This is a genomic window from Bdellovibrionales bacterium (assembly GCA_041662785.1).
In the GTDB taxonomy this organism is placed as follows: Bacteria; Pseudomonadota; Alphaproteobacteria; order UBA9219; family UBA9219; genus UBA8914.
Window position 1 is genome coordinate 379,625 of the sequence record JBAZRW010000001.1, and the last position, 21,220, is coordinate 400,844.

Consider the following 21,220-nt stretch of genomic DNA (forward strand, 5'->3'; position numbering starts at 1 on the left):
TTATTCCTTTATAGGGTCTTGTGTTGTGTCGGGCGTGACGCCTTCCGGCGCGCCAACAAAAGAGAAACGAAGCTGCGCCGGATCAAACCACCGCTTGATGACGCGCACCACATCATCCCGCGTAACCGCGTCCACCAACGACGCATAACGATCCAGATAATCAATCCCCAGATTCTCTTGCTGCATCGCCAAAAGAGCCTCGGCAATCGCGTCTGTCGACGTGAGCGACAGCGGCGCGGAACCTTTCAGATACGCCTTGGCCTCCGCGACCTCGCCCGCGCTCACGCCGAGCTCATAAAAATCTTGCCAGACCGTTTGCATGAGCGCCAGCGCCTCCGCCGCCTTAGCGTTATCGACATCAAAGCCGCCCGCGAGAAGTGAGGCTTTATCCATGGCCGCAAGGCCGGTTGAGATTCCATAGGTCAACCCTTCCTTGGCACGTACCGCCTTCATCAGCCGTGCGCTAAACCCGCCACCGCCCAGAATATAGTTGGCGACCTGCGCGGCATACCAGTCGGGATCGTCGCGGGGCATCATCGGTGCAGCAAAAGCAATCGTTGTCTGCGTTCCCTCACGCCGCGTCAGGATCGTCGCAGGCTTTTGCGAAAAGGCGACAGGCGCGATGGCGGGAACATCCGCCTTGGCGGGCAACGCGCCAAAGGTTTGATCCAGCCTTTGCCGTAAGGCCTCTAGCGTGATGTCTCCCACAACGGCAATCAGCAGATTGTCTTGTGCCAGATGTTTTTTCACGAAAGCAAGCGCGTCCTCACGCGTAAGGCGCTCCAAACTCGCCTTGGTTCCCAAGGAACGATAGACATAAGGATGATCGCCAAACAATTGCCCATACAGCGCATAACGCGCCTGCCATGACGGTTTCGCCAGCTGCATCGTCACCGCCGTTTCTTGTTGCCCCCGCGCGCGCGCAAAAACACCGTCGTCAAAGCGCGGCTGCGTCAGCGCCAAGGCGAGCAGGCGAAACGCCTTCCCCTCGTGCCGAGAAAGCGTCTTGACCTCGCCCGCAATCGCATCGCGCGTCGCGCCGATATCCATTGAAATAGACTGCGCTGCTAGTTTTTCTTGAAACGCCCCATCATCATACGCGCCCGCGCCCTGCGTCAAAAGGCCGCTCGTTAAAACAGCCAACCCCTGTTTGTCTTCAGGATCGGTTTCCACGCCACCGCGAAAAGAAAAGCGCATGTTAATAAGCGGCAGCTTGCTGTCTTGAACCAGCCACGCTTTGATGCCCCTGGCACTGGTGACTTCGACCACATCAGGATTGGCGGCTTGAACAGGTGTGCCCCAAAAAAGCGCGAGGAAAAGAAGCGGGCTAAAAAAACGGTTCATTCCGCCTCTCCTTTTTTTGCCGAAGGCGGCTCAAGGATACCGGTGACCCATCCCTTTTGCTTCATTACATCACGCAGCGCGGCATTGACCTGCGCAGGCGTGACGGCGCCGATGCGCTGCGGCCACGCCTCAACCTCCTCCACGGAAACGCCTACAGCCATGGCCTCACCCAAAATCTGGGCAGGCGCCAACAGGCGATCCCGCGCAAAAACGGCACCGTCTTCCATCCGCTGTTTGGCGCGCGCGACCTCGGCAACGGCAAAGCCTGCCCTAGCTTTTTGCGCCAGCCACGCTTCAATCTGTTTTTCTAAGGCCCTGACCTTTGTTGTCGCGGCGGGAACGGCCGACCACGAAAAGGTCGCAGGCCCCCGCGCCATCGGATCATAAGAAAAGCTAACGCCGCTAGCGCTTTTTTTCTCAAGCACAAAGTGTCGATAGAGAAGGCCCACTTCGCCACCACCAAGGATCTCAGCCAGAACCTCAAGCGCATAGGAACGCGGCGCGTCCATCCGTCGCGAGGGAGCGGGTACAAGCGCCATCACAGAAGGCTGCGTCACCCGCGCATCCTGCATTTCAACACGTTCGTTCTTGCTTTTAGGAACGAAGGGAAGCGCCGCTCTTTTTAAAGGCGCACCCCCTTTAACACGTCCAAACGTCGCCGCGGCATCCGCCAACATCTCGGCCATTGTGACGTTGCCGCTCACAAGAAGGATCGCGTTTTGAGGCGCATAAGAACGATCATAAAAGGCACGCGCATCATCAGGCGTCAGGCGGGCGACCTCGTCCCGCCTCCCAATGACGGGGCGGCCATAAGGCTGCGAGGGAAACAACGCCGCCCGCATCTTTTCGGCAAAAAGACCCTGCGGGTGATTATCGGTGCGTTGCTGCCGTTCGCTTTTCACGACCGAAAGCTCTGAGGCCGCCTTGTCGGGATCAAGCACAAGGCCGCGCATCCGATCCGCTTCCATCTGCATCACAAGGGGGAGCTGTGCCGCGGCGACCACTTCGTAATAGGCGGTGTAATCATAGGTCGTATACGCATTGTCATCGCCGCCTTGCGCGGCAACGGCTTTGCTGAACGCGCCATCGGGAACGGCCTGTGTTCCCTTAAACATCATGTGTTCAAGATAGTGAGCAAGGCCAGATCGTCCCGCCGGATCATCCGCCGCACCAATCTTATACATCACAACTTGTGCAACAGCAGGCGACAGCTTGTTTTGAATAACGACAACCCGCATTCCGTTCGCCAGCGTCGCCGTTTGCGGAGAAAAAACCGCTGCCTGAGCGCTTGAGACAAGGCCCATTAAGACAAAAAAGAAAAGACCAATGCCCTGCGCCCCTTTTAGGGACATCACTGACCCAGCCATCCGCTTGAGCCTTTTTCGATAACTGGCGTCGCACCCGCATTAATCGATGCTCCCTTTTCTTTCGCTTCCTTCAGGCGTTGGGCTTCCTCACCGGCATTCACGGTCGCTGATGCCGAGGAAGGCTCACGCCACCACAACAGGTCATCGATTAGCTTTTTCGAGCCTACAATTTTTTGGGTCGTTTCACGATCGACAATCTCGCGAATGCCTGGCTCGGCCTTTGCCGCGCCCGCTGATGTAAGCAAGGCGTTTTCGGCATCCGATTTTTCTGTGCCGCCATCGGACGCAGAAGCGGGTTTCTGCGCAGTGCCACCAAACAGCGTTTCATTCGCCCGTGCGGGCATCGAGATTTCCTGCGGACGCGGCGCACCCGGCTGCGGCGGGCGCAAGCTAAAATCGGGCGGCAAAGACAGGGGGGGACGTTCCACCACCGCGAACTCGTCCGGCGGGTTGCGGCCAAACCCCAACGATTCCGAAGCGCCGCTGCAAGCCGATAAACAAAGGGCTGCGCCAAGAAGCGCCAGTGTCCGAATGCATTGCATAGAGTCTCTCCCTTGATCCGATTTATCGTTTATGGCGCTTTGCCGTGAAGTTTTCAAGAAGAAGCAGGCCAACGCCGATACAAATGGCGCTATCGGCCAGATTAAACGTGTACCAGTGATAGCCCGCATAGTGCAGATCGATAAAATCGACCACCGCATCAAAGCGCACGCGGTCAATGACATTGCCGATGGCCCCCCCGATGACGGCCCCCAACCCAATGGCCGCGTGAAGCGTTGAGGCTTGAGAAAGCCAGCGCAACAAAAGAAGGGTGATCAAAAGCGCTGCCACAATAAGAACATAAGGCATCCATGCGCCAACGTCATTCAAAAGACCGAACGTAACCCCTTTGTTCCAACTTAAGCGTAGGTTTAAAAAAGGGGTCACACGATAAAAGGGCGTAGCATCAAAAGCAGAGGCCAAGAACATGCTTTTGCTAAACTGGTCGGCCAGAACGATCAAGGCCGCTAAATAGACGCCAATGTTAAAATAGGCCTTGCCCATACGCTTTCCCATGTCCTTTTATGCCACAACCTTGGCGCAACGAGGGCAAAGGCAAGCTTTGTTCACATCACCACGCACCTGCCAGCACCGCTCACACTTTTCACCTTCCGCCAAGGACACAACCACGCCAACATCGGGTACGTCCGACAAGACAAACGCATCGGCAGGAGCCCCCTTTTCGCAAAGCGTGACGTTCGAGGCGATGCAAAGCTCGGCCATGTCCACGCCGCCCAAAAGCGCCGCCTGTTCTTTGCCGATAAATACCGTCGCCGCCGCCTGAAGGCTGGATCCGATTTTTTTCTCGGCGCGGGCGATTTCCATCGCGCCCGTGACGACGCGGCGTAGGTCGCGCAGCGCCGCCCATTTTTTGCCCAGCGCGTCATCGCGCCATGCGGCGGGCACGTCCGGATAGGTCAGCAGATGCACGCTACCGTCCTGCGACGGATGACGGGCGAGATAGGCTTCCTCCGCCGTAAAGCACAACACGGGGGCGAGCCAGATCACAAGATGATCAAAGATCGACTCCATCACCGTGCGCACCGCACGACGGTTTTTATCAGACGGCACATCGCAATAAAGAGAGTCCTTGCGCACATCCAAGTAAAACGCCGACAAATCAACGGCGCAGAAATGGTGGAGCGTCTGCATCATGTGATTGTAGTCATAGGCCGCAATATCGGCGCGGATTGTCGCGTCCATCTCGGCAAGACGATGAAGAGTCCACCGCTCTAGCTCGGGCATATCTTTGGCGGGCAGCCGCTCTTGCTCGGTCATGCCGTCAAGAGCCCCCAGCAAATAGCGCAGCGTGTTGCGGAAGCGGCGATACAGATCGCCCGTTTGCTTCAGAATGTTGGGGCCAAGACCCAGATCTTGTGAATAGTCGGAAGACAAAACCCAAAGGCGAAGAATATCCGCCCCCATATCATCCATAACCTTCAGCGGATCAATCACGTTGCCGATGGATTTGGATTGTTTAAATCCCTTTTCGTCCAACACAAAGCCATGCGTCAACACCGCCTTAAACGGGGCTTTCCCGCGCGAGCCACAGCCTTCCAAAAGCGAGGAGTGGAACCAGCCACGATGCTGATCTGATCCTTCTAAATACAAGTCCGCAGGCCATGTCAGGTTTGGCCATTCAGGATTCGGCAAGGTTTGATCAAGGACAAAACTGTGCGTGGAGCCGGATTCAAACCACACATCCACAATATCAAAAACTTGATCGAAGTCGTCGGCTTTATAGGCGCTGCCCAAAAACTCTTGCGCCGGATGCGTGTACCATGCGTCCGCGCCATCAGCCTCAAAAGCCATCGCAATGCGGTCCAACACCGCCGGATCCTTAAGCGGAGCCTTTGTCTTTTTGTCCACAAACAAGGCGATGGGCACGCCCCATACGCGTTGGCGGCTGATGCACCAGTCCATGCGCGATTCAATCATGCCGCGAATACGGTTTTCGCCAACGGCAGGATACCACTGCGTCTCACCAATCGCCGTTAGCGCTAGCTCTCGCAAGGATTTTCCCGTCTTGCCAACCTTGACTTCATCCAGCGCCACAAACCATTGCGGCGTTGTGCGAAAGATCAGCGGCGCTTTTGACCGCCACGAATGGGGATAACTGTGCGTAATGTTTTTCTTGGCGAGCAGCGCGCCCGCATGGGCGAGCGCACGAATGACGGCAACGTTCGCCTCCCCCGCCTTGCCGTCGGGCGTATAGACGTAAAGCCCCTCAAAGCCCTTGACGTTGGGCAGATAGCGGCCATCCGCATCGACGGTCGGCTCAAACTTCACTTTATACTTGCGCCCAAGATTATAATCGTCCTCGCCATGGCCGGGTGCGATATGAACAAAGCCCGTGCCCGCGTCCGTCGTGACAAAATCGCCGTGATAGAGGCACACGTCATAATCAAAAGCGTTTTCGCTGCCCAAACGGCCACGGAACGGATGGGCGCACACGACGCCTTCCAAATCTTCGCCACGAAGCTCTTCCGCCAAAACGGTCTTGGCCGTGATTTTTGCCTCCGCGCAAAAGGCATTGACCAAGTCCGCTGCAACGACCAAGCGGTCGCCTACTTGCGCCGCCGCTCCTTCGTCCGCGCCGTCCACTTGGATCAGCGCATAGGCAAAAGCGCCAAACGCGATGGCGCGATTAGCCGGAATTGTCCACGGCGTTGTTGTCCAAATGACGATGCCCGCTCCCTCTAGGGCCTTATTTTTTGCGGCTATAACAGGGAAACGAATCCACAGCGTCGTCGATTTATGATCGTGATATTCGATTTCCGCTTCGGCTAAGGCCGTCTTTTCCACCACCGACCACATGACGGGGCGCTCCCCTTTATAAAGGAGCCCCTCCTTCAAAAACTTGTGAATCTCGCGCACAATTTGCGCTTCGGCACGAAAGCTCATCGTCGTGTAGGGGTGCACCCAATCGCCAACAACGCCAAGACGCTGGAAGTCGGTAGACTGCACGCCCGTCCAATGCGCCGCAAAGGCGCGACATTCAGCGCGGAATTGGGGAACGGGGATTGAGTCCTTGTCCTGCCCCTTGGCGCGATACTGCTCTTCAATCTTCCATTCAATCGGCAGGCCGTGACAATCCCAGCCAGGCACATACGGCGCATCAAAGCCCAACATCTGATGCGTGCGATTGACAACGTCTTTCAATGTTTTGTTAAGGGCGTGCCCCAAATGAATATGCCCGTTGGCGAAGGGAGGGCCATCATGCAGGACAAACTTCTTGCGCCCCTTGGCTTGCTCCCTCAACCGGTCATAAAGGCCCAGTTTCTGCCACCGCGCCAAAAGCTCTGGTTCCTTCACGGGCAAGCTGCCGCGCATCGGGAAGTCCGTTTTGGGGAGAAAGACGCTATCGCGATAATCTTTGTTTTCTACGTTTGACATGGGTCCCTTATAAATCCTTTTACGCTTGATGAAAGACAAGATTACCGCCCTTCCCCCTTATGGTAAAGCGGCGCTTTGCAAGCCCTTGTCTCGCCCCTTCTTTTCTGCGCCATCTTGTGCCTGAACACAAGCGTAACCGCCGATTTGTATGCTGTCGTTAGAGTATCTTTAAGGCTTTTTCTTGTACAAACGAAGGGTCTTGTCGCACTCGAAAAGCGGTTTTTGTCATGCCTGCTCAATCCAAACTCTTCTTCCTTGCGATTTTTTGGGGCGGCGCTTTTTTGCCCCTGTGCACGACCCTCTATTTTGCGCCCGAAGACGCCTTCCTTAAAACCGCGCCCCTTCTTGTTCTTGCCTTGGCAGGGATAAGCTGGCTGGGCGCAAGGCGCTGCGAAACCACCATGGCCAAAGAGGCCACGACCCTATGCACCGCCGCAGGGCAAGAAAAAACAGCCTCCCTTTTGGCTAAAGTCGCCCTTGCGCAAAGCGGCTTGGTTGAAAGCGCCAAATCCCTTGTCAAACTGACCGACGACCATCAACAGCGCGCAACAAACTCAACCTCATCGGCGGCACTGGCCACGGAAAGCGCCACCGGCATTGCCAGCGCGATTGAGGAAATGAACTCCGCCATTGTCGAGATTGGGAGGCAAGCTGACGAGGCCTCCTCTATCGCGCGGGGCACGGCGGAAAAGGCCAAGGCCGCCGATGGCGCTGCCAGCGCCCTTTCCGACCAAAGCGACCAAATCCTTTCTATTGTCGAGTTGATCCGCGAGATTGCGGGGCGCACCAACCTGCTCGCGCTTAATGCCACGATCGAGGCCGCCCGCGCGGGCGAACACGGCAAGGGCTTTGCCGTCGTGGCCAGCGAGGTCAAAAGTTTAGCCCAACAAACGGCGAACGCCACCACGCAGATTGAGGCACAAATCAACACCGTTCGCGAATCCTCACACGCGATGAAGGCGCAGATGAACGCGATTGAGAGCGCCGTCGATCAAATGAACGCGATTACGGGCGCGATTAAATCCGCCCTTCATGAAGAGTCCGCCGCCACGCAAGAAATTGCGCGCGGCGCGTTGCAAACAACCACGGCCACCACCGCCGTCACAAATGGCATTTCCCATATGCTCGTTACAACGGAAGAAATCCGCCGCGCCTCAACCGCCCTTGGCGAAGAGGCTTCATCGCTAACGGAAAAGCTGAAGGAACCCTCGGCCTAAGCAGCCTCCCTGCTCCCAACAAAAAAGGCCTCGCGCCGCCACGATGCCCCTTCTTCCCTGAATGCCGAATGCCGAATGCCGAATCCTGAATGCCCCCTGCCTCCCGAAGCTTTAGCGTAGGGAGGTGACTTCGGACACAGCTCCGCGTAGTAATGTCAATAGCAGAATCGTCCCCACGAGTCAATGAAAAAACACAGTTAACGTGATTTTTCTTTTCTTTTCCCGTCAAGGGCTTATCCGGCAGAGGCTCAAAAGGATTCAAAAACGGTTTTTCCTCCCCCGTTTTTTCTGTCCGGTTTATATTGGCTGGGCGCTATTTCATGGTTGACCCGCGCCAGAAGGACGCTATGATCCCCCTCGCTTTCATGTTTGGAAACAAACACGCATGACAGGCCCCAGTGGCGGAATTGGTAGACGCGGCAGACTCAAAATCTGTTACTTGCAAGGGTGTGGGGGTTCAAGTCCCTCCTGGGGCACCATCTTATTAGGCCAGCAAGTAGTTTTCGAACCGTTCCTTTTTCAGATACGGGTTCAAACGAGCAGTTATGGAAACCAAAGACATTCTGGGCGCATTGGCCGCCATTCTTGGCGTGATTGGTTTTATTCCTTATTGTTGGTCAATCTATCAAAGAAAAACAAAGCCGCACGTTTTTTCGTGGATACCGTGGTTTATTACAACTGCTGTTGCGTTCGTCGGGCAAATTGTTGAGCATGGTGGGGCTGGAACATGGGCAACGGGAACGTCAGCCTTCTTTTCTTTTGTCATCATGTTGGTGTCATTTTTTCTTGGCGAGAAAAACATCACGCGAAGCGACTGGATTTCTTTTATTCTTTCTCTTGCAACAATACCTCTTTGGATAGCGACAAAAGAGCCTCTTTATTCAGTTGTTCTGGCGACACTTATCAATCAACTGGCCTGTTTCCCGACGCTACGAAAATCGTGGCATAAGCCAGACGAAGAAAACGGAAGCATGTATGTGCTGCTGACGGTGCGTTCGGCTCTATCTTTGATGGCACTGGAAAACCTAGTTATCGTTACATTTCTGTTTCCCCTTTTTCAGCTTTTATCAAACACCGTTATCTTTGTAACCATTTTTGGACGTCGCGCTGCCTTGCCTCCATACAAACAATCCTTAAAATCCTAACGATTTGAATCCGCGAGTGGACCATGACCTCGCCCCGCGCTAAAAACTTACCGCATTCATCGACGGCTTATTTTGCTGAAGATTATGCCGGATTGTGCCCCAATCGGCCAACGCGTTAAGCCCTTCCTCGACCTCATAGCGGTTCGAGGTTGCTCCTTTGCGGCACACTAGACTATAAGAACCAGCAAGGGTTTATCGAAGCGCTCAATAAGAACGAGCAAGCACAACGCTAACCTGAAAGGATTTGGTTTATGGCTCTTTGTCCCTGCTGTTCCGGCTATGCGTTCGAAGAGTGTTGCGCGTCCATCCTCGCGGGGACTCCGGCTCCGACAGTGGTGGCGCTTATGCGCTCACGTTACACGGCATATGTTACAGGGAACATTGATTATATCGAGCAAACCTGCGCCAGAAACGCGCGCGAGGAGTTCAATTGCCCAGAAGTTGAAAGATACATTGATGAGATGGATTGGCAAGGGCTGGACATTCTGCGCGTCACAGAAGGGGGCGCTGAAGATGAACGTGGTTTCGTCGATTTTGCCTTCCATCTTAAGCATAAAGGCAAGCCCTACACACAGCGCGAAATCGCGACGTTCGAACGGATCGATGGGCGCTGGTATTATACTGACAGCGAGGTAAACCCTAAAGGGAAAACGGTTCACGCTGAGAAAATCGGACGAAACGATCCCTGTCCTTGTGGGTCGGAAAAAAAATATAAGAAATGCTGCGGAAGCTGACTCACAACAACGGAGCCGTCGCCTGTGCCTGAACAACGATTCAACTGTACAGCTTGCGGCAAGTGTTGTTACGGTTTGCTGCCGCTGACCCTTGAAGATGCGTTCGCAAATGCCTGCCGGTTTCCTTTGGCTATGGCGTGGATGCCTGTGCGACAGGCCAGCCGATCTTACGAAATGTATGCCAAACTGGGCGCCATCATTCAACTTCCCGGCCAGAAGGTGGCAACCTTAATTGCGCCCGTGGCCTATATTCCCCCGTCGCTCTCTTGCCCTTCTTTATCGCCAGAGAATCTTTGTTCGATACATGAAAGCAAGCCGCTTAGGTGTAGGACCATGCCTTTCTATCCATATCGGGAGGAGAGAGATCAAAGCGATATCCTTGTTCCACGCAAAGGTTGGCTATGCGATACATCCCCGTTGGCTCCACCTATCTACAGAGACAGAAAGATTATCGACATCACCTCTTTTGATCTTGAGCGAAAGGCTCTGCTTAAAGACGCCCCCATCTTAAGCGCCTACGCCGCCCGATTGCTTATGCAAAATCATGTTGTCATGAAAATGTTGATCGACACAGCAACAAGGCAAGCGGCCGGTCAGTTTGTCGTGAGCTTTTATTCCTTTCTTCGCCTGAATAAGAAATACGACCTGATTGCGTTTGCAAAAAAACAAACCCCCGTCCTAAAAGAATTTTCCGAAAAAACGGCAGCCATGCCGGCTCTTGCCGTGTTTCATAAGTACTATCATGCAGCAGCAGAGGAGCTGGGGTGGTTTGCTCGTGAGGGATAATATCAAGCGGCCTGTGCTCTGATGCCTTAAAAAACAAAAAAAGGGGGCGTCCGGCTTTTCGCCCGTAACAAAGGCACAGCCTCGCCAAGGCTACGACGGGGGGCTCTCTCTGACACAACAACAATAATGATGATACGGGCGGCAGGAAAAGAAGAAAAATGGTGGGCGATGGGGGGCTCGAACCCACGACCCGCTGATTAAGAGTCAGCTGCTCTACCAACTGAGCTAATCGCCCACATTTTTCTTACGTTCTCGCTTTTTCTTTCACAAAAAAATCAAAGCGAGGCGGCTTTAATACCCCTAATACCCCGCCTTTGCAAGGCCTGTCTCGCCTTAAAACAAGAAAAAAGGACGGGGATTGCGCCCCGCCCTTTTCTTTTTCATCGTGCTTACAAAAAGCCTTAGAACGCCATCTTTTGCGTGAGCATCAAGACGTGGCCTTCGTTGCCCTTTGTCGTGCCACCGCGATCTTGGTTAAAGAAGACCGCATCGGCCGCCGTGGTCAAGCCCGGAACCCATTTGTACGTCGCGCCAAAACCAACCGCATTGAAGCCTTCGACATAGTCATTTGAGCCCAACAGGCCGTTATAATAGCCTTCGCCGCTCATAAAGTTGGTGGCCAAAGCAACCTTGTCAATTTCATAGCCTAGGCCAACTGTCCAAACGTCTTGGTCAAGATCTTGCCCTGGGGCCGAACCCTTGTGACCCGCATCAACATAGGAACCACCAAACGTGAGCCCTGCATATAGCGCCTGAGCGCCCACACCCCACATCGTGTAATCACGGTTGGTGCTGGCTGTTTTATCGCCTTCGCCCTCGCCTGTGGCAATCATGGGCGTCACGACAACGCTGACAGGGGCAATCGTTCCGGTGTATTGGGCTGTGGCTTCAACTTGATTTTTATAGCCGTCGGTGCGCTCATACAGGGATGCGACTGTACCTTGCCTGTCTTCTGCCGTGTAGCTAACGCCAAGCTGAACCTTGTGGCTCGCCGTTCCAACCTTGGGCGTGAAGTAGGTAACCTTGGTGTCGTTTTCCGTATCGTCAAAATAGGTTGGTTTGAACTCGGCCAAGGTTGCCTCGTCCGTAAAATTGGTATAAGAACCATCCATTTGGCCTTCCCCAACCGTGGGCGCCATCACAAAGAGGCTGCTCGCGCCAAGTTCGTCACCCATAATAAGCTTACCAAACGCGCTAGAAACCCAAACATAGGCCTGATTCATCGCAATGCCGTATTGATTGCCATCAACCAGCTTCTGGTCGTTATTAAGATCGAGCAGTGCGCCATATTCGATGCCACCGGCCGCTTTGCCTTCGGCCGCGATGGTCAAGGCGTATTCGGTTTGAAAGTCGCCATGACGACGGGAACCCTCTTCGGTCGCAATCTTGTTTCCTTCATGAAACAACGCTGCACGGAAATCAACGCTACCCCCAAGGGTAACCTGAATGGGGGATTCTGCCGCTTCGGCAACGCCAGCAAAAGCGATGAGCGCGGTTGTGGCCAAAAGGATCTTACGCATGGGGTCTCTCCTTAATAAAAAATGATATGTTTTATTTGCGCCGTCTCGTCTTTAAGCTCAAGCCCAATCTTCTTTTTGCTTATTTTTAGCGGAAGCCTGTTGCACAACACCAACACAGGCCTTTGCCCTTGCTGGCGTGTGAGCGTTCGATTAACGCAAAGAAAAAGGGCGGGGATTTCTCCCCGCCCTTCTCTTTACTTTTAGCTGTTCGCTATAGAGTGTCGTTTATTAGAACGACATCTTTTGCGTGAGCATCAGCACTTGGCCAACATTGTCAGATGTCGCATCTTTACGCGATTGGTCAAAGAAGACCGCATCGGCTGCCGTGGTCAAACCAGGGAACCATGTGTAGGTCGCGCCCAAGCCGACGGCTGAGAACGAGTCAACATAAACGCTATCAGCACCATCAAGAACATTGAAGTAGCCTTCGCCGTCCATGTAGTTTGCGGCCAGTTCAACCTTATCAAAGCCAGTGTACTTCAGGCCAATCGTCCAAACGTCTTGGTTTTCTTCTTGACCCATGGTCGTGGTCATGTGACCCGCGTCAACATAAGAACCGCCAAGAGTGAAGGCGGCATATTTGGCGTCAGCACCAACGCCCCAAGCCGTAAAATCACGGACAGTCAATGAAGCTTTGTCGCCCTGACCTTCGCCCACGATCAACATCGGCGATACAGTTACGCTAACAGGCTTAAAGTCACCCGTGTATTGGACGACGGTTTCAACGAGATTTTCATACCCGCCCGCTGTTGTAGGCTCATACGAAGAGGAAACCGTACCTTGTTCGTTTTCTGCAGCGTAGCTTACGCCCAACTGAACCTTGTGATTGGCATTGCCAACCTTAGGTGTGTAATAGGTCACCTTGGTGTAGGATTCCGTGTTGCTGAAGAAAGTAGGCTTGAACTCGGCCAAAGTGTTCGCGTCCGTGAAGTTCGTGTAGTTACCAGCGATTTGGCCTTCACCAACCGTCGGAGCCATCACGAACAGATCGCTTGCGCCACGTTCGTCACCCATCAAGACCTTACCAAAAGCTCCTGACATCCAGACATAAGCATATTGAGCGGCAACGCCATATTGGTCTGTACCAACGCGGGCTTGGCCGTTGTCAAGGTTAATCAAAGCGCCGTAGTCGATGCCACCGGCGGCTTTGCCTGTCGCTGCGATCGTAAGGTCATATTCGGACTGGAAGTCGCCGTTGCGACGAACTGTTTCACCCGTGGCCATAACCTTGTCAGATTCATGGAACAGAGCGGCGCGGAAATCAACGCTACCGCCAAGTGTAACTTGGATTGGTGATTCCGCGGCTTGAGCAGCGCCAGCGAAAGCGACGAGAGCCGTAGAGGCCAGAAGAATTTTACGCATGTGGTATCCCCCTCATGGATGGACTTAGTGTTAAGAAAACTGACTGTGAGGGCGGATCGCCCCGTCAGAAGTGAATTTGAACCAACGCCCTTGCACAGACAAGCAGGAAATACCTTTTTTGCCGACTCACCACAAACCTGTGGCACAAAGGCAACAAACGCGTTAACCATCGATTCCCTTGCAACGCCTTGTTTTTTCGCGCATAACGATAGAAAATAGCCTTCGCAATTCCTTAACTTTTGATCGGGAGCGACCCCCATGTCTTATCGCCCTTTTTCTTTTTGTAGCCCCAGCTTGTTCAAAAAGGCCGCTTTTCTAGGGCTTTTCTTGGTTTTTCTTGTTGGATGCTCAGAGACAGGCCTTCAAACCGACGCCACCTATAAAGATAAAACACAGGAAGAGATGTACCGCTATGGCTCCTTGGCAAGCGATAAAGGCGGCATTGATATTTTGGGAAGCGCCGACAAGAAAAAGGATCAAACGGGTCTAGGCGTCAACGGTTTTCTATGGAGGGCCACGCTGGACACCCTTTCTTTTATGCCGATTGCCTCGGCCGATCCGTTTGGTGGTGTGATCACCACGGACTGGTATGCCGCGCCAGACGCGCCCAACGAACGCGCCAAGATCAATGTTTTCATTCTTGATCGTGACCTGCGCGCCGATGGCGTGAAGGTGTCCGTTTTCCGCCAAACGAAGGGCGTTGATGGCCAGTGGGCCGATGCCGCCGTTGTGCCTTCGACCGCCAGCTCTCTTGAAGAAACCATTCTGACCCGCGCACGGCAAATGCGGCTGGCTCAAAAGGAAATGAAATAGGGAGAGAGGGAGGGGGCGGCTCTATCCCTGCATAATGGTCGCAAGATCGCCCGCCATGTCGCCTGTCCCCAAGGAGAGGCGCTCTTCAAGCATTTTTTCGACCACGGCCCGCAGGGCTTCGTCCTCACCTTTTTCAATCAACGACAGGCCTTCTTTGACCATGCCCGCAAAGGCTTCTTTGTCAGCATAAAGCCACGCCTCGCCCTTAAGCCGATTAAACCACGCCTTGACATAGGCCGGATTGCGCCACGCAATGGCGAAGAAAAGCCTCTTCATTTGCGAGAGCGCCGTTTGCGTCGCGCCATAGGGGCCTTCCTGCCGTTCATCAAGCTCTTGTTGCGCGCGCTGCGCGAGGGCGTCGAACGCCTTGTTCTCGGCCTCTTGCGCCCGCGCACGGCTTATGCGGTTATAGGCTGCAACAAGTTTGCCCAACCGCCGTTGAAACACGGGGCCTTGATACTTTATCTCAAGCCGCGCCGATTCCTGCCGGATAAACCGCGCCTCTTCGGAAATGCGACGGACGGTTTCGCCGTCCTCTTTGGACTCTTCTAAAATTTCGGCTTGCTCATCAAGGCGCGTCTTAAGGAGAGCGAGCTCTGGCCCCGTCACAGGGCCAACAGCGGCCGCTAAATCACCCCAATCCTCTAACGCACGCGTCAAAAGAGCCTTGGTAAAGGCATAACCCTCTTCGCTATCATAGGAAATCTCGGCCGCCTGCGGCGCATAAAATTGTTTGGCCGGTAAAACCAGCTCGCTAGCAGGAAGCGACACCGAAGCGCGAAGCACGCCCCCACTGTTCATTTGCCAATCGAAAAGGATCGGATCGCCAAGACGGATCACCGTCCCCGAGGGAAGATCCGCCCCCTCAATACGCAAGGCCCCGACGCACAGGTTAAGCTCAACCCGTTCGGGATATTCGACCTGAAACACCTCAAAGCCAAGGACGCCAGCGCCCCTGGCCCTAAGCATCGCGCCGCTTTTAAGAGAAAGCTGTCCAGAAGCGGGCAGGGGGTCGCCCTTGTTCACAAGCATAAGGAAGTTGTTTTCCTCGGCCTCGGCTGATTGACGCACTTTCACAGCAATACTGTGCGCGGCGGGCACAGCGGCGGGGGAGGCCACAAGACGTGTAATTTTTAGCCGCTCGGCATGATCTTCGAACTGCGCGCCGCTTTCATCCATGACGTGCACGTCAAAAACATTTTCGCCCACCTTCTGCAAGGGCGCTTCGATGGTTAGCCCTGCCGAAAGGGGAATCATGCCAGAATCCCAGCCTTCCGTCATCAAGCGGATCCGGCGAGCGCCTTTGTCTTGGGCAGAATGAACGGTGATAGCCGCTTTATCGTCCGGCGTGCGCGCCTCATAATCAAAGGAGAGGTCAGGAGCCTCTTCCATAACGGCATGCGCTTCCGTTTCTTTTGGTGTGCTGTTTTCCCATGAAAGGGCATCCTGTGCCGCCGGAAAGGAGCGGCTTTCGCAATAATAGGCCGCGCCCTCGGCAACCGCTGTCATGGGATCCGTTTTCAGATCCGCCACGATGCCCAGCGTCTCGGTGACCTGCCGACGAATATAGGGAATGCGACTGGGCCCGCCAACAAAAACGATGCGATCAATTTGGTTGGCCTCAACCTCGTTTTCCGCAAGAAGCGTTACGATTAAATCAAGGGTGTGCTGAACGGGCTTGTGGAGAATTTCTTCAAATTGCGCGCGCGTGATGGGCGCGTCCAAAAAGATTTCGCACTCGCTTTGATCCAGCAGGCGCACTTCGTCATCCGAGGCAAAAATGGACGCTTCCTCTAGCAACGACAGGTCGATTTTGGCGCGCTCTGCCGCAAGCTGGGCGATTTGAGCCAAGCGACGATAAGCCGGATCGCGCAAAAAATTATCGGGCAAATCAAAGTTGGCCAAAAGCCAAGGACGCACGATTTCATGCACGATCATGCGATCAAAGTCGCGACCGCCCAGCATGTTCACGCCCTGCTGCGCTAGGATTTTAACCTGTCCCTGTGTCGCCTCAACCAGCGCGACATCAAACGTGCCGCCGCCCAAATCATAGACCAAAAACTTGCCAGAACGCTTGGCCTCCACCATGGAGGCCATAGCCGCCGCGACCGGCTCTTGGATTAAATCCACCTGCTCTAGACCTGCCATTTTAGCGGCGCGAAGCGTGGCTTCGGACTGCATTTGATTGAACGAGGCGGGAACCGCGATGACAACGCCATCAAACGTGTCCTCTCCCAAATCTGTGCTGGCCTGCCCAATCAATTGGCGAATGATCTCGGCGGTGCATTCTTCAGGCGTCAGTGTTTGTCCCGCCACCGTGATGGGCGTTGCCGTTCCCATCAGGCGCTTATAGCCCGCCGCGACATTTTCGGGCGCGAGCATGGCTTGGTCATAGGCGCGGCGGCCATAAAGACGGTGGCCGCGCTTATCGATGTAAATAACGGAAGGGAGCGCGTCCCCACCATCGGCAGGACGAAAGATTTGCGCAGCTCCTTCGGACGCGCCCGCAATCACACTGTTGGAAGTGCCGAGATCAAGACCAAGATACATGGGCTCACTATACCCCCAGATAAATTAAAAAAGCTTTGGCTTTTCGTTACGAAGAGGTAAAGCAAGCCGTTATGGTTAATGCAAGCCCATGAAAACAATAAAGGTTCTTTTTGCGCGGGCCGTGTCTACGCCGTCCTACGCATAAGCCTCTTCTTTTTTATGAAACCCCGATGATCCCGCCGTCATTCCGGCGTAAGCCGGAATACCAGCCCTTGCGGAGAGTCCACTATTGTTTTCGTGAAAAGGGGGAAGCGTCGGACGTGGCGCTCAAACTGCAACGACGGGCGGGCGGAAACATGGGTGCTTATTGATTCTTATCATGAAAAAGATGAATTGCTTTCATAAAAATATGTTATTATGGACCGCGACAAAGACATATAGAACAAACAGCTATATTGGGGGAATTATCATGACAAGAGGGATTACAATTCAAGTAAATACAATGACAAAAGAACAAATCGCATTGCTTTTCGTTAGCTTCCAGCTTGACCAGAATCCTTTGTTTAACACCCGGTTAATGAACGAAACGTCATCATATAAAGACATGGGAGCTGTGGTATACCATGATGCTAAAGATAGGAAAAACTTCTTTAAATTTGCAGGGGCAAAACTGGTTGCAGACACGAAACGGACAGCTATTGAAAAGCTAATGAAGGTTGGCCTCCTGCCAGATTTTTTTAGTAGGCTTTACACAAAAGCTATAGTCTCCGAATTGGAAGTTTCTTCACGGTTTTTGTTAAGCCACAACCATTCTGCCCGAAGAGTGGCCGAACACATTTTTCCCGCTGATTGTGGTAAAAACGATGCAGAAACACGGAAATCGGAAAAATTTATCATGCAGGTTATTGATCTTGCTCTGGCCGCTGTTAACGAAGTGCAAACCCCTTCCCTAAAGGCCCTTTTGCAATCACGCAGAACTGATGCGGAACAAAGACTTCTTAGGCTGGAGGCGAAAGCCTTGGGATAAATATACCGAAGACTCACCAGCAACTAAAAGCACGGCCTGATTCAGGAATATTCTACTGCCGTCACAAGTTTTGGAGAAAGTCGCGGATTGACTTCCCACTGCCCAGCTTCATCCTGTCCGGCACGCCAATTTCTGTTTGTATAGCGGATCCATTTAATTTCAGGACTTCTCTCGCCGTCATCGCGAGGGGCCCCAGCGAAGGCTGGGGGACCGTGGCGATCCATCTCCTTAATGAACAACCAAATCAGGGGTGGAAACGACAGGAGATGGATCCCCCTACGCTGCTTCGCAGCTTCGGCGCGACAGGTTGCCACGCTCCCGTTGGTCGCTCGCAATGACGCGGGATATTATGGAAATTATTCGGTTTGACTATAGCCTACGTCAGATAAAATGATTCAAAAATCAAAGGGGCCGTGGGGGTCGTGTTAAAAAGTCTGCCGCGCCGCCTCAACGTCTTTTTGGATTTGCGCCTGAAGCGCGGCAAGGCCGTCAAACGTCATTTCGGGGCGCAAAAAGCGATGAAGCTCGACCTCCCACACCTGCCCGTAAATATCCCCGTTAAAGTCAAACAAATGAACTTCGAGAAGGGCGGGCGCTTCCCCAAAGGTAGGCCGAACGCCAAAGTTAGCGACGCCACAAAACGTCTCTCCCCCGCCCTCCTGCGAGCGCGCCTTAATGGCATAAACGCCCTGTAGGGGCTGAGCCAACGCGCCAAGCGCGATATTCGCCGTAGGAAAGCCCAGCGTCCGGCCTCGCCCCTCTCCCGCCAGAACAACCCCGCTAAGGGTAAAGGGCCTTCCCAAAAGCTTGGCGGCAGAGGCCACGTCGCCCTTACGCACGGCGGCACGAATGCGCGAGGACGAAATAATCTCGCCGCCCTCGTCGCGCTTGGGTGGCGCGCTGGTCACGCCCACACCCAAAGGCTCCAGCTTTTGCCGAAGGGCGCGGCCATCGCCGCCACGCCCGCGCCCAAAGACAAAATCAAAACCGACAACAACATGCGCCGCCTGACACGCGCCGATAAGCACGTCCTGAATAAACGCCTCCGGCGTCAGCGCCGCAAAGGCGGGCGTGAAGGGAAGGGTGGCGACGTCGTCCGCCCCCGCCTCTAAAAGCAAGTGGCGCTTGGCTTCCGGTGGGGTCAATAAAAAGGGGCGTTTGTCTTTTTGAAAAAAGGCATGGGGATGCGGATCAAACGTCAGCGCATGAACGGGCAGGGCAAGCCTTTTCCCTTCCTGAACCGCCGCCGCGATAACGGCCCTGTGTCCAAGGTGAACGCCATCGAAATTCCCAAGCGCCCACACCCCGCCCGTGACAACCGGCTGGTGGGTTATGGCATCAAGGATGCTTTTCTCTTTGGCTTTTCCGCCTGTCATTCCGTGGATCCATTATCTTTTTTCTGCCAGCCGCGCTCGCCCTGCTGCCAATAGGTCAGCGCGTGGCCTTGCCCTTTATACGCCGCCCACCGCGCCCGTGCAGCGGCTACAGCGGCATCCTCTTGCCCGTCAAAAACATCGCAAACCAGATCAAAGCCGTCTGCCTTCGGCGCGGCCTCGGCCCCGATGACAAAAAGGACGCTCGCCTCGTTCGGGTTTTCGTCTAGCGTTGTCAGCCATAGGGGCTGCTCTTCGGCGCGGCCATCCTTGACCGAGCCATGGGGCAGAAAGCTATCGGCGCGATGCTGCCACAAATGCGCATCCATAGCCGCAACCTGCGCTTCGTCGGGCAGCTTCACAACAGCCCGCCAGCCCCGCGCCAGCGTTTTTTCCAAAAGGTCGGGGAGCGCCTGCTGGGCCGACTGGCGCGTGAGATGATAAAAGCGAACGTCAGTCATTTCTCGCACGTTTCGGTCACAAAGCGATCCAAAAGGCGCACGCCAAAGCCACTGGCTCCCTTGGGACAAAGGGACTCCCCCTCGCTCTGCCACGCCTTACCGGCGATATCCAGATGCGCCCACGGCGTTCCCTTGTTCACAAAGCGTCCCAGAAACTGCGCGGCGGTAACGCTTCCCGCCAAGGGCGATTCCGCAATGTTTTTTATATCGGCAATGGGTGATTTCAGGAGCTTATCAAAGCTGTCGTGCATCGGCATCCGCCAAAGCCATTCCCCCGTCGCCTCGCCCGCCGCCAAAAGCTGCGCCGCCATCGCGTCATCATTGGCGAACAGGCCCGCATAGCGCTCACCCAACGCGGTCTTGATCGCGCCCGTTAGCGTTGCCAAATCGATGATCGCGCGCGGCTTGTAGTGATCCTGCGCATACCAAAGCGCGTCGGCCAGAACAAGGCGGCCTTCTGCATCGGTGTTCAAAACTTCGATGGTTTGCCCCGACGCGCTTTTCACCACATCACCGGGGCGCATGGCTTTTCCCGAAGGCATATTTTCAACAAGCCCCACAACGCCAACCACGTTGGCTTTTGCCTTGCGCAGGGCCAAAGCCTTCATCGCGCCGATCACTGCTGCCGCGCCCGCCATGTCATACTTCATCGCGCCCATGCCCGCACCGGGCTTAAGCGAAATCCCGCCCGTATCAAACGTCACACCCTTGCCCACAAAGGCGAGGGGGCGTTTGTCTTTGGCGGCGGCGTCGCCCTTCCAGCTCATCGCGACAAGAAAGGGTGGCTTTTCGCTGCCCTGCGCAACGCCCAGCAAGGCCCCCATGCCCAGCTTTTCCATCTGGGCTTTATCCAGAATCTCGACCTCAACGCCCAGCTCTTTCAGCGCCACGGCAGCCTGCGCCATGGCGGCGGGATCTAGGGTGTTTGCAGGCTCAGAGACAAGGTCACGCGCCAAGGTCACGCCTGTCACAATCTTCATTTTTTCGGCCAATAGCTTTTTCGCCGCCACCTCGTTTTTCACAACCAGCGTCAGCGCTTTAAGCTTAGCCGTGCGGTCCTTCTTTTTTGTATGGTATTTATCGAAATGATAAGCGCGAAGCTGCGCCCCAAGCGCCATAGACGTGGCGACCTCTTCCTCACCCAAAAGAGCGCCCTTAAAAACATCGATCAGCAAAAGGCCCCCTGCCGCGCCTTCTCCTGTTTTTTCCTTGGCCAAGGCAGCATAGGCCTCACCGCCCGCGTTTTCATAAGCCAGCGCGTCGGCCTTGCTGGCCTCCCCCACGCCGACCAAAACCACAAGCGCAGGCCCGCCCTTAGGTGGCGCAAGAAGGGTCAGGGTTTGCCCTGCCTCTCCTTTAAAAGACGAAAAGGTTTTAAGGGCGCGTTTGACCGCGCCACCCATTTTTTGATCCACAAGCAAGCCCTGAGCGCCCAATTTTCCGCCTTGTCCCACCAACACCGCCACCGCGCTGTTTTTCATCGAGGCCGTCTTAACGCATGTCATTTTAAGCATGAAAGTCTCCTAGAAAAGGGAAGGGGGGTCACACGTTAACAAGAGTGGGAGACTTTTTTGTTTTAGGCAAGTCCCTTTTGCGTGATTTTCTTTGGAAAAAGGAATAAAAGAAAGGCTAATGCCAAACGGCC

Annotated in this window: 17 protein-coding genes and 2 tRNA genes; 7 read left to right on the forward strand and 12 right to left on the reverse strand. The window is 54.6% G+C overall.

Annotation, left to right across the window (positions count from 1 at the left end; all coding sequences use genetic code 11):
• From WC612_01755 to ileS, 5 genes are read right to left on the reverse strand one after another with little or no spacing between them, the layout of a single operon-like run.
• Nucleotides 1–1,344: a pitrilysin family protein gene (locus tag WC612_01755; GenBank protein MFA6279506.1), complete on the reverse strand. Its 1,344-nt coding sequence runs from the start codon at nucleotides 1,342–1,344 to the stop codon at nucleotides 1–3.
• Complete coding sequence (locus WC612_01760) at nucleotides 1,341–2,711, reverse strand: pitrilysin family protein (GenBank protein ID MFA6279507.1); 1,371 nt, start codon at nucleotides 2,709–2,711, stop codon at nucleotides 1,341–1,343. Before WC612_01760 ends, WC612_01755 begins: the two co-directional genes overlap by 4 nt.
• Nucleotides 2,696–3,253 (reverse strand): DUF3035 domain-containing protein, encoded by a 558-nt coding sequence (locus WC612_01765; protein ID MFA6279508.1) that lies wholly within the window; start codon nucleotides 3,251–3,253, stop codon nucleotides 2,696–2,698. Before WC612_01765 ends, WC612_01760 begins: the two co-directional genes overlap by 16 nt.
• 22 nt (nucleotides 3,254–3,275) lie before the next feature.
• Entirely contained in the window at nucleotides 3,276–3,767 is a 492-nt protein-coding gene (gene lspA, locus WC612_01770) for a signal peptidase II (protein ID MFA6279509.1), read from the reverse strand.
• Between the two features lie 6 nt (nucleotides 3,768–3,773).
• Entirely contained in the window at nucleotides 3,774–6,647 is a 2,874-nt protein-coding gene (ileS, locus tag WC612_01775) for an isoleucine--tRNA ligase (protein MFA6279510.1), read from the reverse strand.
• Nucleotides 6,648–6,874: 227 nt separating this feature from the next.
• On the opposite strand from ileS, the gene WC612_01780 reads away from it, so the two are divergent.
• From WC612_01780 to WC612_01800, 5 genes are all read left to right on the forward strand, one after another.
• The gene (locus WC612_01780; GenBank protein ID MFA6279511.1) at nucleotides 6,875–7,864 is read left to right on the forward strand and encodes a methyl-accepting chemotaxis protein; all 990 of its coding nucleotides are present in this window, start codon (nucleotides 6,875–6,877) and stop codon (nucleotides 7,862–7,864) included.
• A gap of 392 nt (nucleotides 7,865–8,256) precedes the next feature.
• Nucleotides 8,257–8,343 (forward strand) — tRNA-Leu (locus WC612_01785).
• A gap of 93 nt (nucleotides 8,344–8,436) precedes the next feature.
• Nucleotides 8,437–9,009 (forward strand): hypothetical protein, encoded by a 573-nt coding sequence (locus WC612_01790; protein ID MFA6279512.1) that lies wholly within the window; start codon nucleotides 8,437–8,439, stop codon nucleotides 9,007–9,009.
• Between the two features lie 251 nt (nucleotides 9,010–9,260).
• Entirely contained in the window at nucleotides 9,261–9,743 is a 483-nt protein-coding gene (locus WC612_01795; GenBank protein ID MFA6279513.1) for a YchJ family metal-binding protein, read from the forward strand.
• A 24-nt stretch (nucleotides 9,744–9,767) separates the two neighbouring features.
• Nucleotides 9,768–10,529 (forward strand): YkgJ family cysteine cluster protein, encoded by a 762-nt coding sequence (locus tag WC612_01800; protein ID MFA6279514.1) that lies wholly within the window; start codon nucleotides 9,768–9,770, stop codon nucleotides 10,527–10,529.
• Nucleotides 10,530–10,688: 159 nt separating this feature from the next.
• On the opposite strand, the gene WC612_01805 is transcribed toward WC612_01800, so the two are convergent.
• The 3 genes from WC612_01805 to WC612_01815 form a co-directional block, all read right to left on the reverse strand.
• Nucleotides 10,689–10,764: transfer RNA gene (locus WC612_01805), tRNA-Lys, on the reverse strand.
• 166 nt (nucleotides 10,765–10,930) lie between these two features.
• Nucleotides 10,931–12,049, reverse strand: a complete 1,119-nt coding sequence (locus tag WC612_01810; GenBank protein ID MFA6279515.1) for a porin — start codon at nucleotides 12,047–12,049, stop codon at nucleotides 10,931–10,933.
• Between the two features lie 228 nt (nucleotides 12,050–12,277).
• Nucleotides 12,278–13,411: a porin gene (locus tag WC612_01815; GenBank protein MFA6279516.1), complete on the reverse strand. Its 1,134-nt coding sequence runs from the start codon at nucleotides 13,409–13,411 to the stop codon at nucleotides 12,278–12,280.
• A 258-nt stretch (nucleotides 13,412–13,669) separates the two neighbouring features.
• On the opposite strand from WC612_01815, the gene WC612_01820 reads away from it, so the two are divergent.
• Entirely contained in the window at nucleotides 13,670–14,224 is a 555-nt protein-coding gene (locus WC612_01820; protein ID MFA6279517.1) for a DUF3576 domain-containing protein, read from the forward strand.
• Nucleotides 14,225–14,245: 21 nt separating this feature from the next.
• On the opposite strand, the gene WC612_01825 is transcribed toward WC612_01820, so the two are convergent.
• Nucleotides 14,246–16,774, reverse strand: coding sequence for an Hsp70 family protein (locus WC612_01825; protein ID MFA6279518.1), 2,529 nt, complete (start codon nucleotides 16,772–16,774; stop codon nucleotides 14,246–14,248).
• Nucleotides 16,775–17,093: 319 nt separating this feature from the next.
• Between WC612_01825 and WC612_01830 the strand changes: the two genes are divergently transcribed.
• Nucleotides 17,094–17,741, forward strand: a complete 648-nt coding sequence (locus WC612_01830) for a hypothetical protein (protein ID MFA6279519.1) — start codon at nucleotides 17,094–17,096, stop codon at nucleotides 17,739–17,741.
• A 425-nt stretch (nucleotides 17,742–18,166) separates the two neighbouring features.
• Here WC612_01830 and WC612_01835 read toward each other — a convergent pair whose 3' ends face one another.
• Genes WC612_01835 through WC612_01845 form a run of 3 tightly spaced genes read right to left on the reverse strand, consistent with a single transcriptional unit; the run spans nucleotide 18,167 to nucleotide 21,089 of the window.
• Nucleotides 18,167–19,117, reverse strand: a complete 951-nt coding sequence (locus tag WC612_01835) for a bifunctional riboflavin kinase/FAD synthetase (GenBank protein ID MFA6279520.1) — start codon at nucleotides 19,115–19,117, stop codon at nucleotides 18,167–18,169.
• Nucleotides 19,114–19,575 (reverse strand): DNA polymerase III subunit chi, encoded by a 462-nt coding sequence (locus WC612_01840; GenBank protein ID MFA6279521.1) that lies wholly within the window; start codon nucleotides 19,573–19,575, stop codon nucleotides 19,114–19,116. Before WC612_01840 ends, WC612_01835 begins: the two co-directional genes overlap by 4 nt.
• Entirely contained in the window at nucleotides 19,572–21,089 is a 1,518-nt protein-coding gene (locus tag WC612_01845; GenBank protein MFA6279522.1) for a leucyl aminopeptidase, read from the reverse strand. The genes WC612_01840 and WC612_01845 overlap by 4 nt, the downstream gene beginning before the upstream one ends.
• Between the last annotated feature and the right edge of the window lie 131 nt (nucleotides 21,090–21,220).

Excerpts from the sequence above, each read along its gene's own strand:
- WC612_01840 (MFA6279521.1), bottom strand. The coding sequence starts at position 19,575 with ATGACTGACGTTCGCTTTTATCATCTCACGCGCCAGTCGGCCCAGCAG.
- WC612_01815 (MFA6279516.1), bottom strand. The coding sequence starts at position 13,411 with ATGCGTAAAATTCTTCTGGCCTCTACGGCTCTCGTCGCTTTCGCTGGC.
- lspA (MFA6279509.1), bottom strand. The coding sequence starts at position 3,767 with ATGGGAAAGCGTATGGGCAAGGCCTATTTTAACATTGGCGTCTATTTA.
- WC612_01780 (MFA6279511.1), top strand. The coding sequence starts at position 6,875 with ATGCCTGCTCAATCCAAACTCTTCTTCCTTGCGATTTTTTGGGGCGGC.
- WC612_01830 (MFA6279519.1), top strand. The coding sequence starts at position 17,094 with ATGAAAAAGATGAATTGCTTTCATAAAAATATGTTATTATGGACCGCG.
- WC612_01795 (MFA6279513.1), top strand. The coding sequence starts at position 9,261 with ATGGCTCTTTGTCCCTGCTGTTCCGGCTATGCGTTCGAAGAGTGTTGC.
- WC612_01835 (MFA6279520.1), bottom strand. The coding sequence starts at position 19,117 with ATGACAGGCGGAAAAGCCAAAGAGAAAAGCATCCTTGATGCCATAACC.
- WC612_01760 (MFA6279507.1), bottom strand. The coding sequence starts at position 2,711 with ATGGCTGGGTCAGTGATGTCCCTAAAAGGGGCGCAGGGCATTGGTCTT.
- WC612_01810 (MFA6279515.1), bottom strand. The coding sequence starts at position 12,049 with ATGCGTAAGATCCTTTTGGCCACAACCGCGCTCATCGCTTTTGCTGGC.
- WC612_01755 (MFA6279506.1), bottom strand. The coding sequence starts at position 1,344 with ATGAACCGTTTTTTTAGCCCGCTTCTTTTCCTCGCGCTTTTTTGGGGC.
- WC612_01845 (MFA6279522.1), bottom strand. The coding sequence starts at position 21,089 with ATGCTTAAAATGACATGCGTTAAGACGGCCTCGATGAAAAACAGCGCG.
- WC612_01825 (MFA6279518.1), bottom strand. The coding sequence starts at position 16,774 with ATGTATCTTGGTCTTGATCTCGGCACTTCCAACAGTGTGATTGCGGGC.
- ileS (MFA6279510.1), bottom strand. The coding sequence starts at position 6,647 with ATGTCAAACGTAGAAAACAAAGATTATCGCGATAGCGTCTTTCTCCCC.
- WC612_01765 (MFA6279508.1), bottom strand. The coding sequence starts at position 3,253 with ATGCAATGCATTCGGACACTGGCGCTTCTTGGCGCAGCCCTTTGTTTA.
- WC612_01820 (MFA6279517.1), top strand. The coding sequence starts at position 13,670 with ATGTCTTATCGCCCTTTTTCTTTTTGTAGCCCCAGCTTGTTCAAAAAG.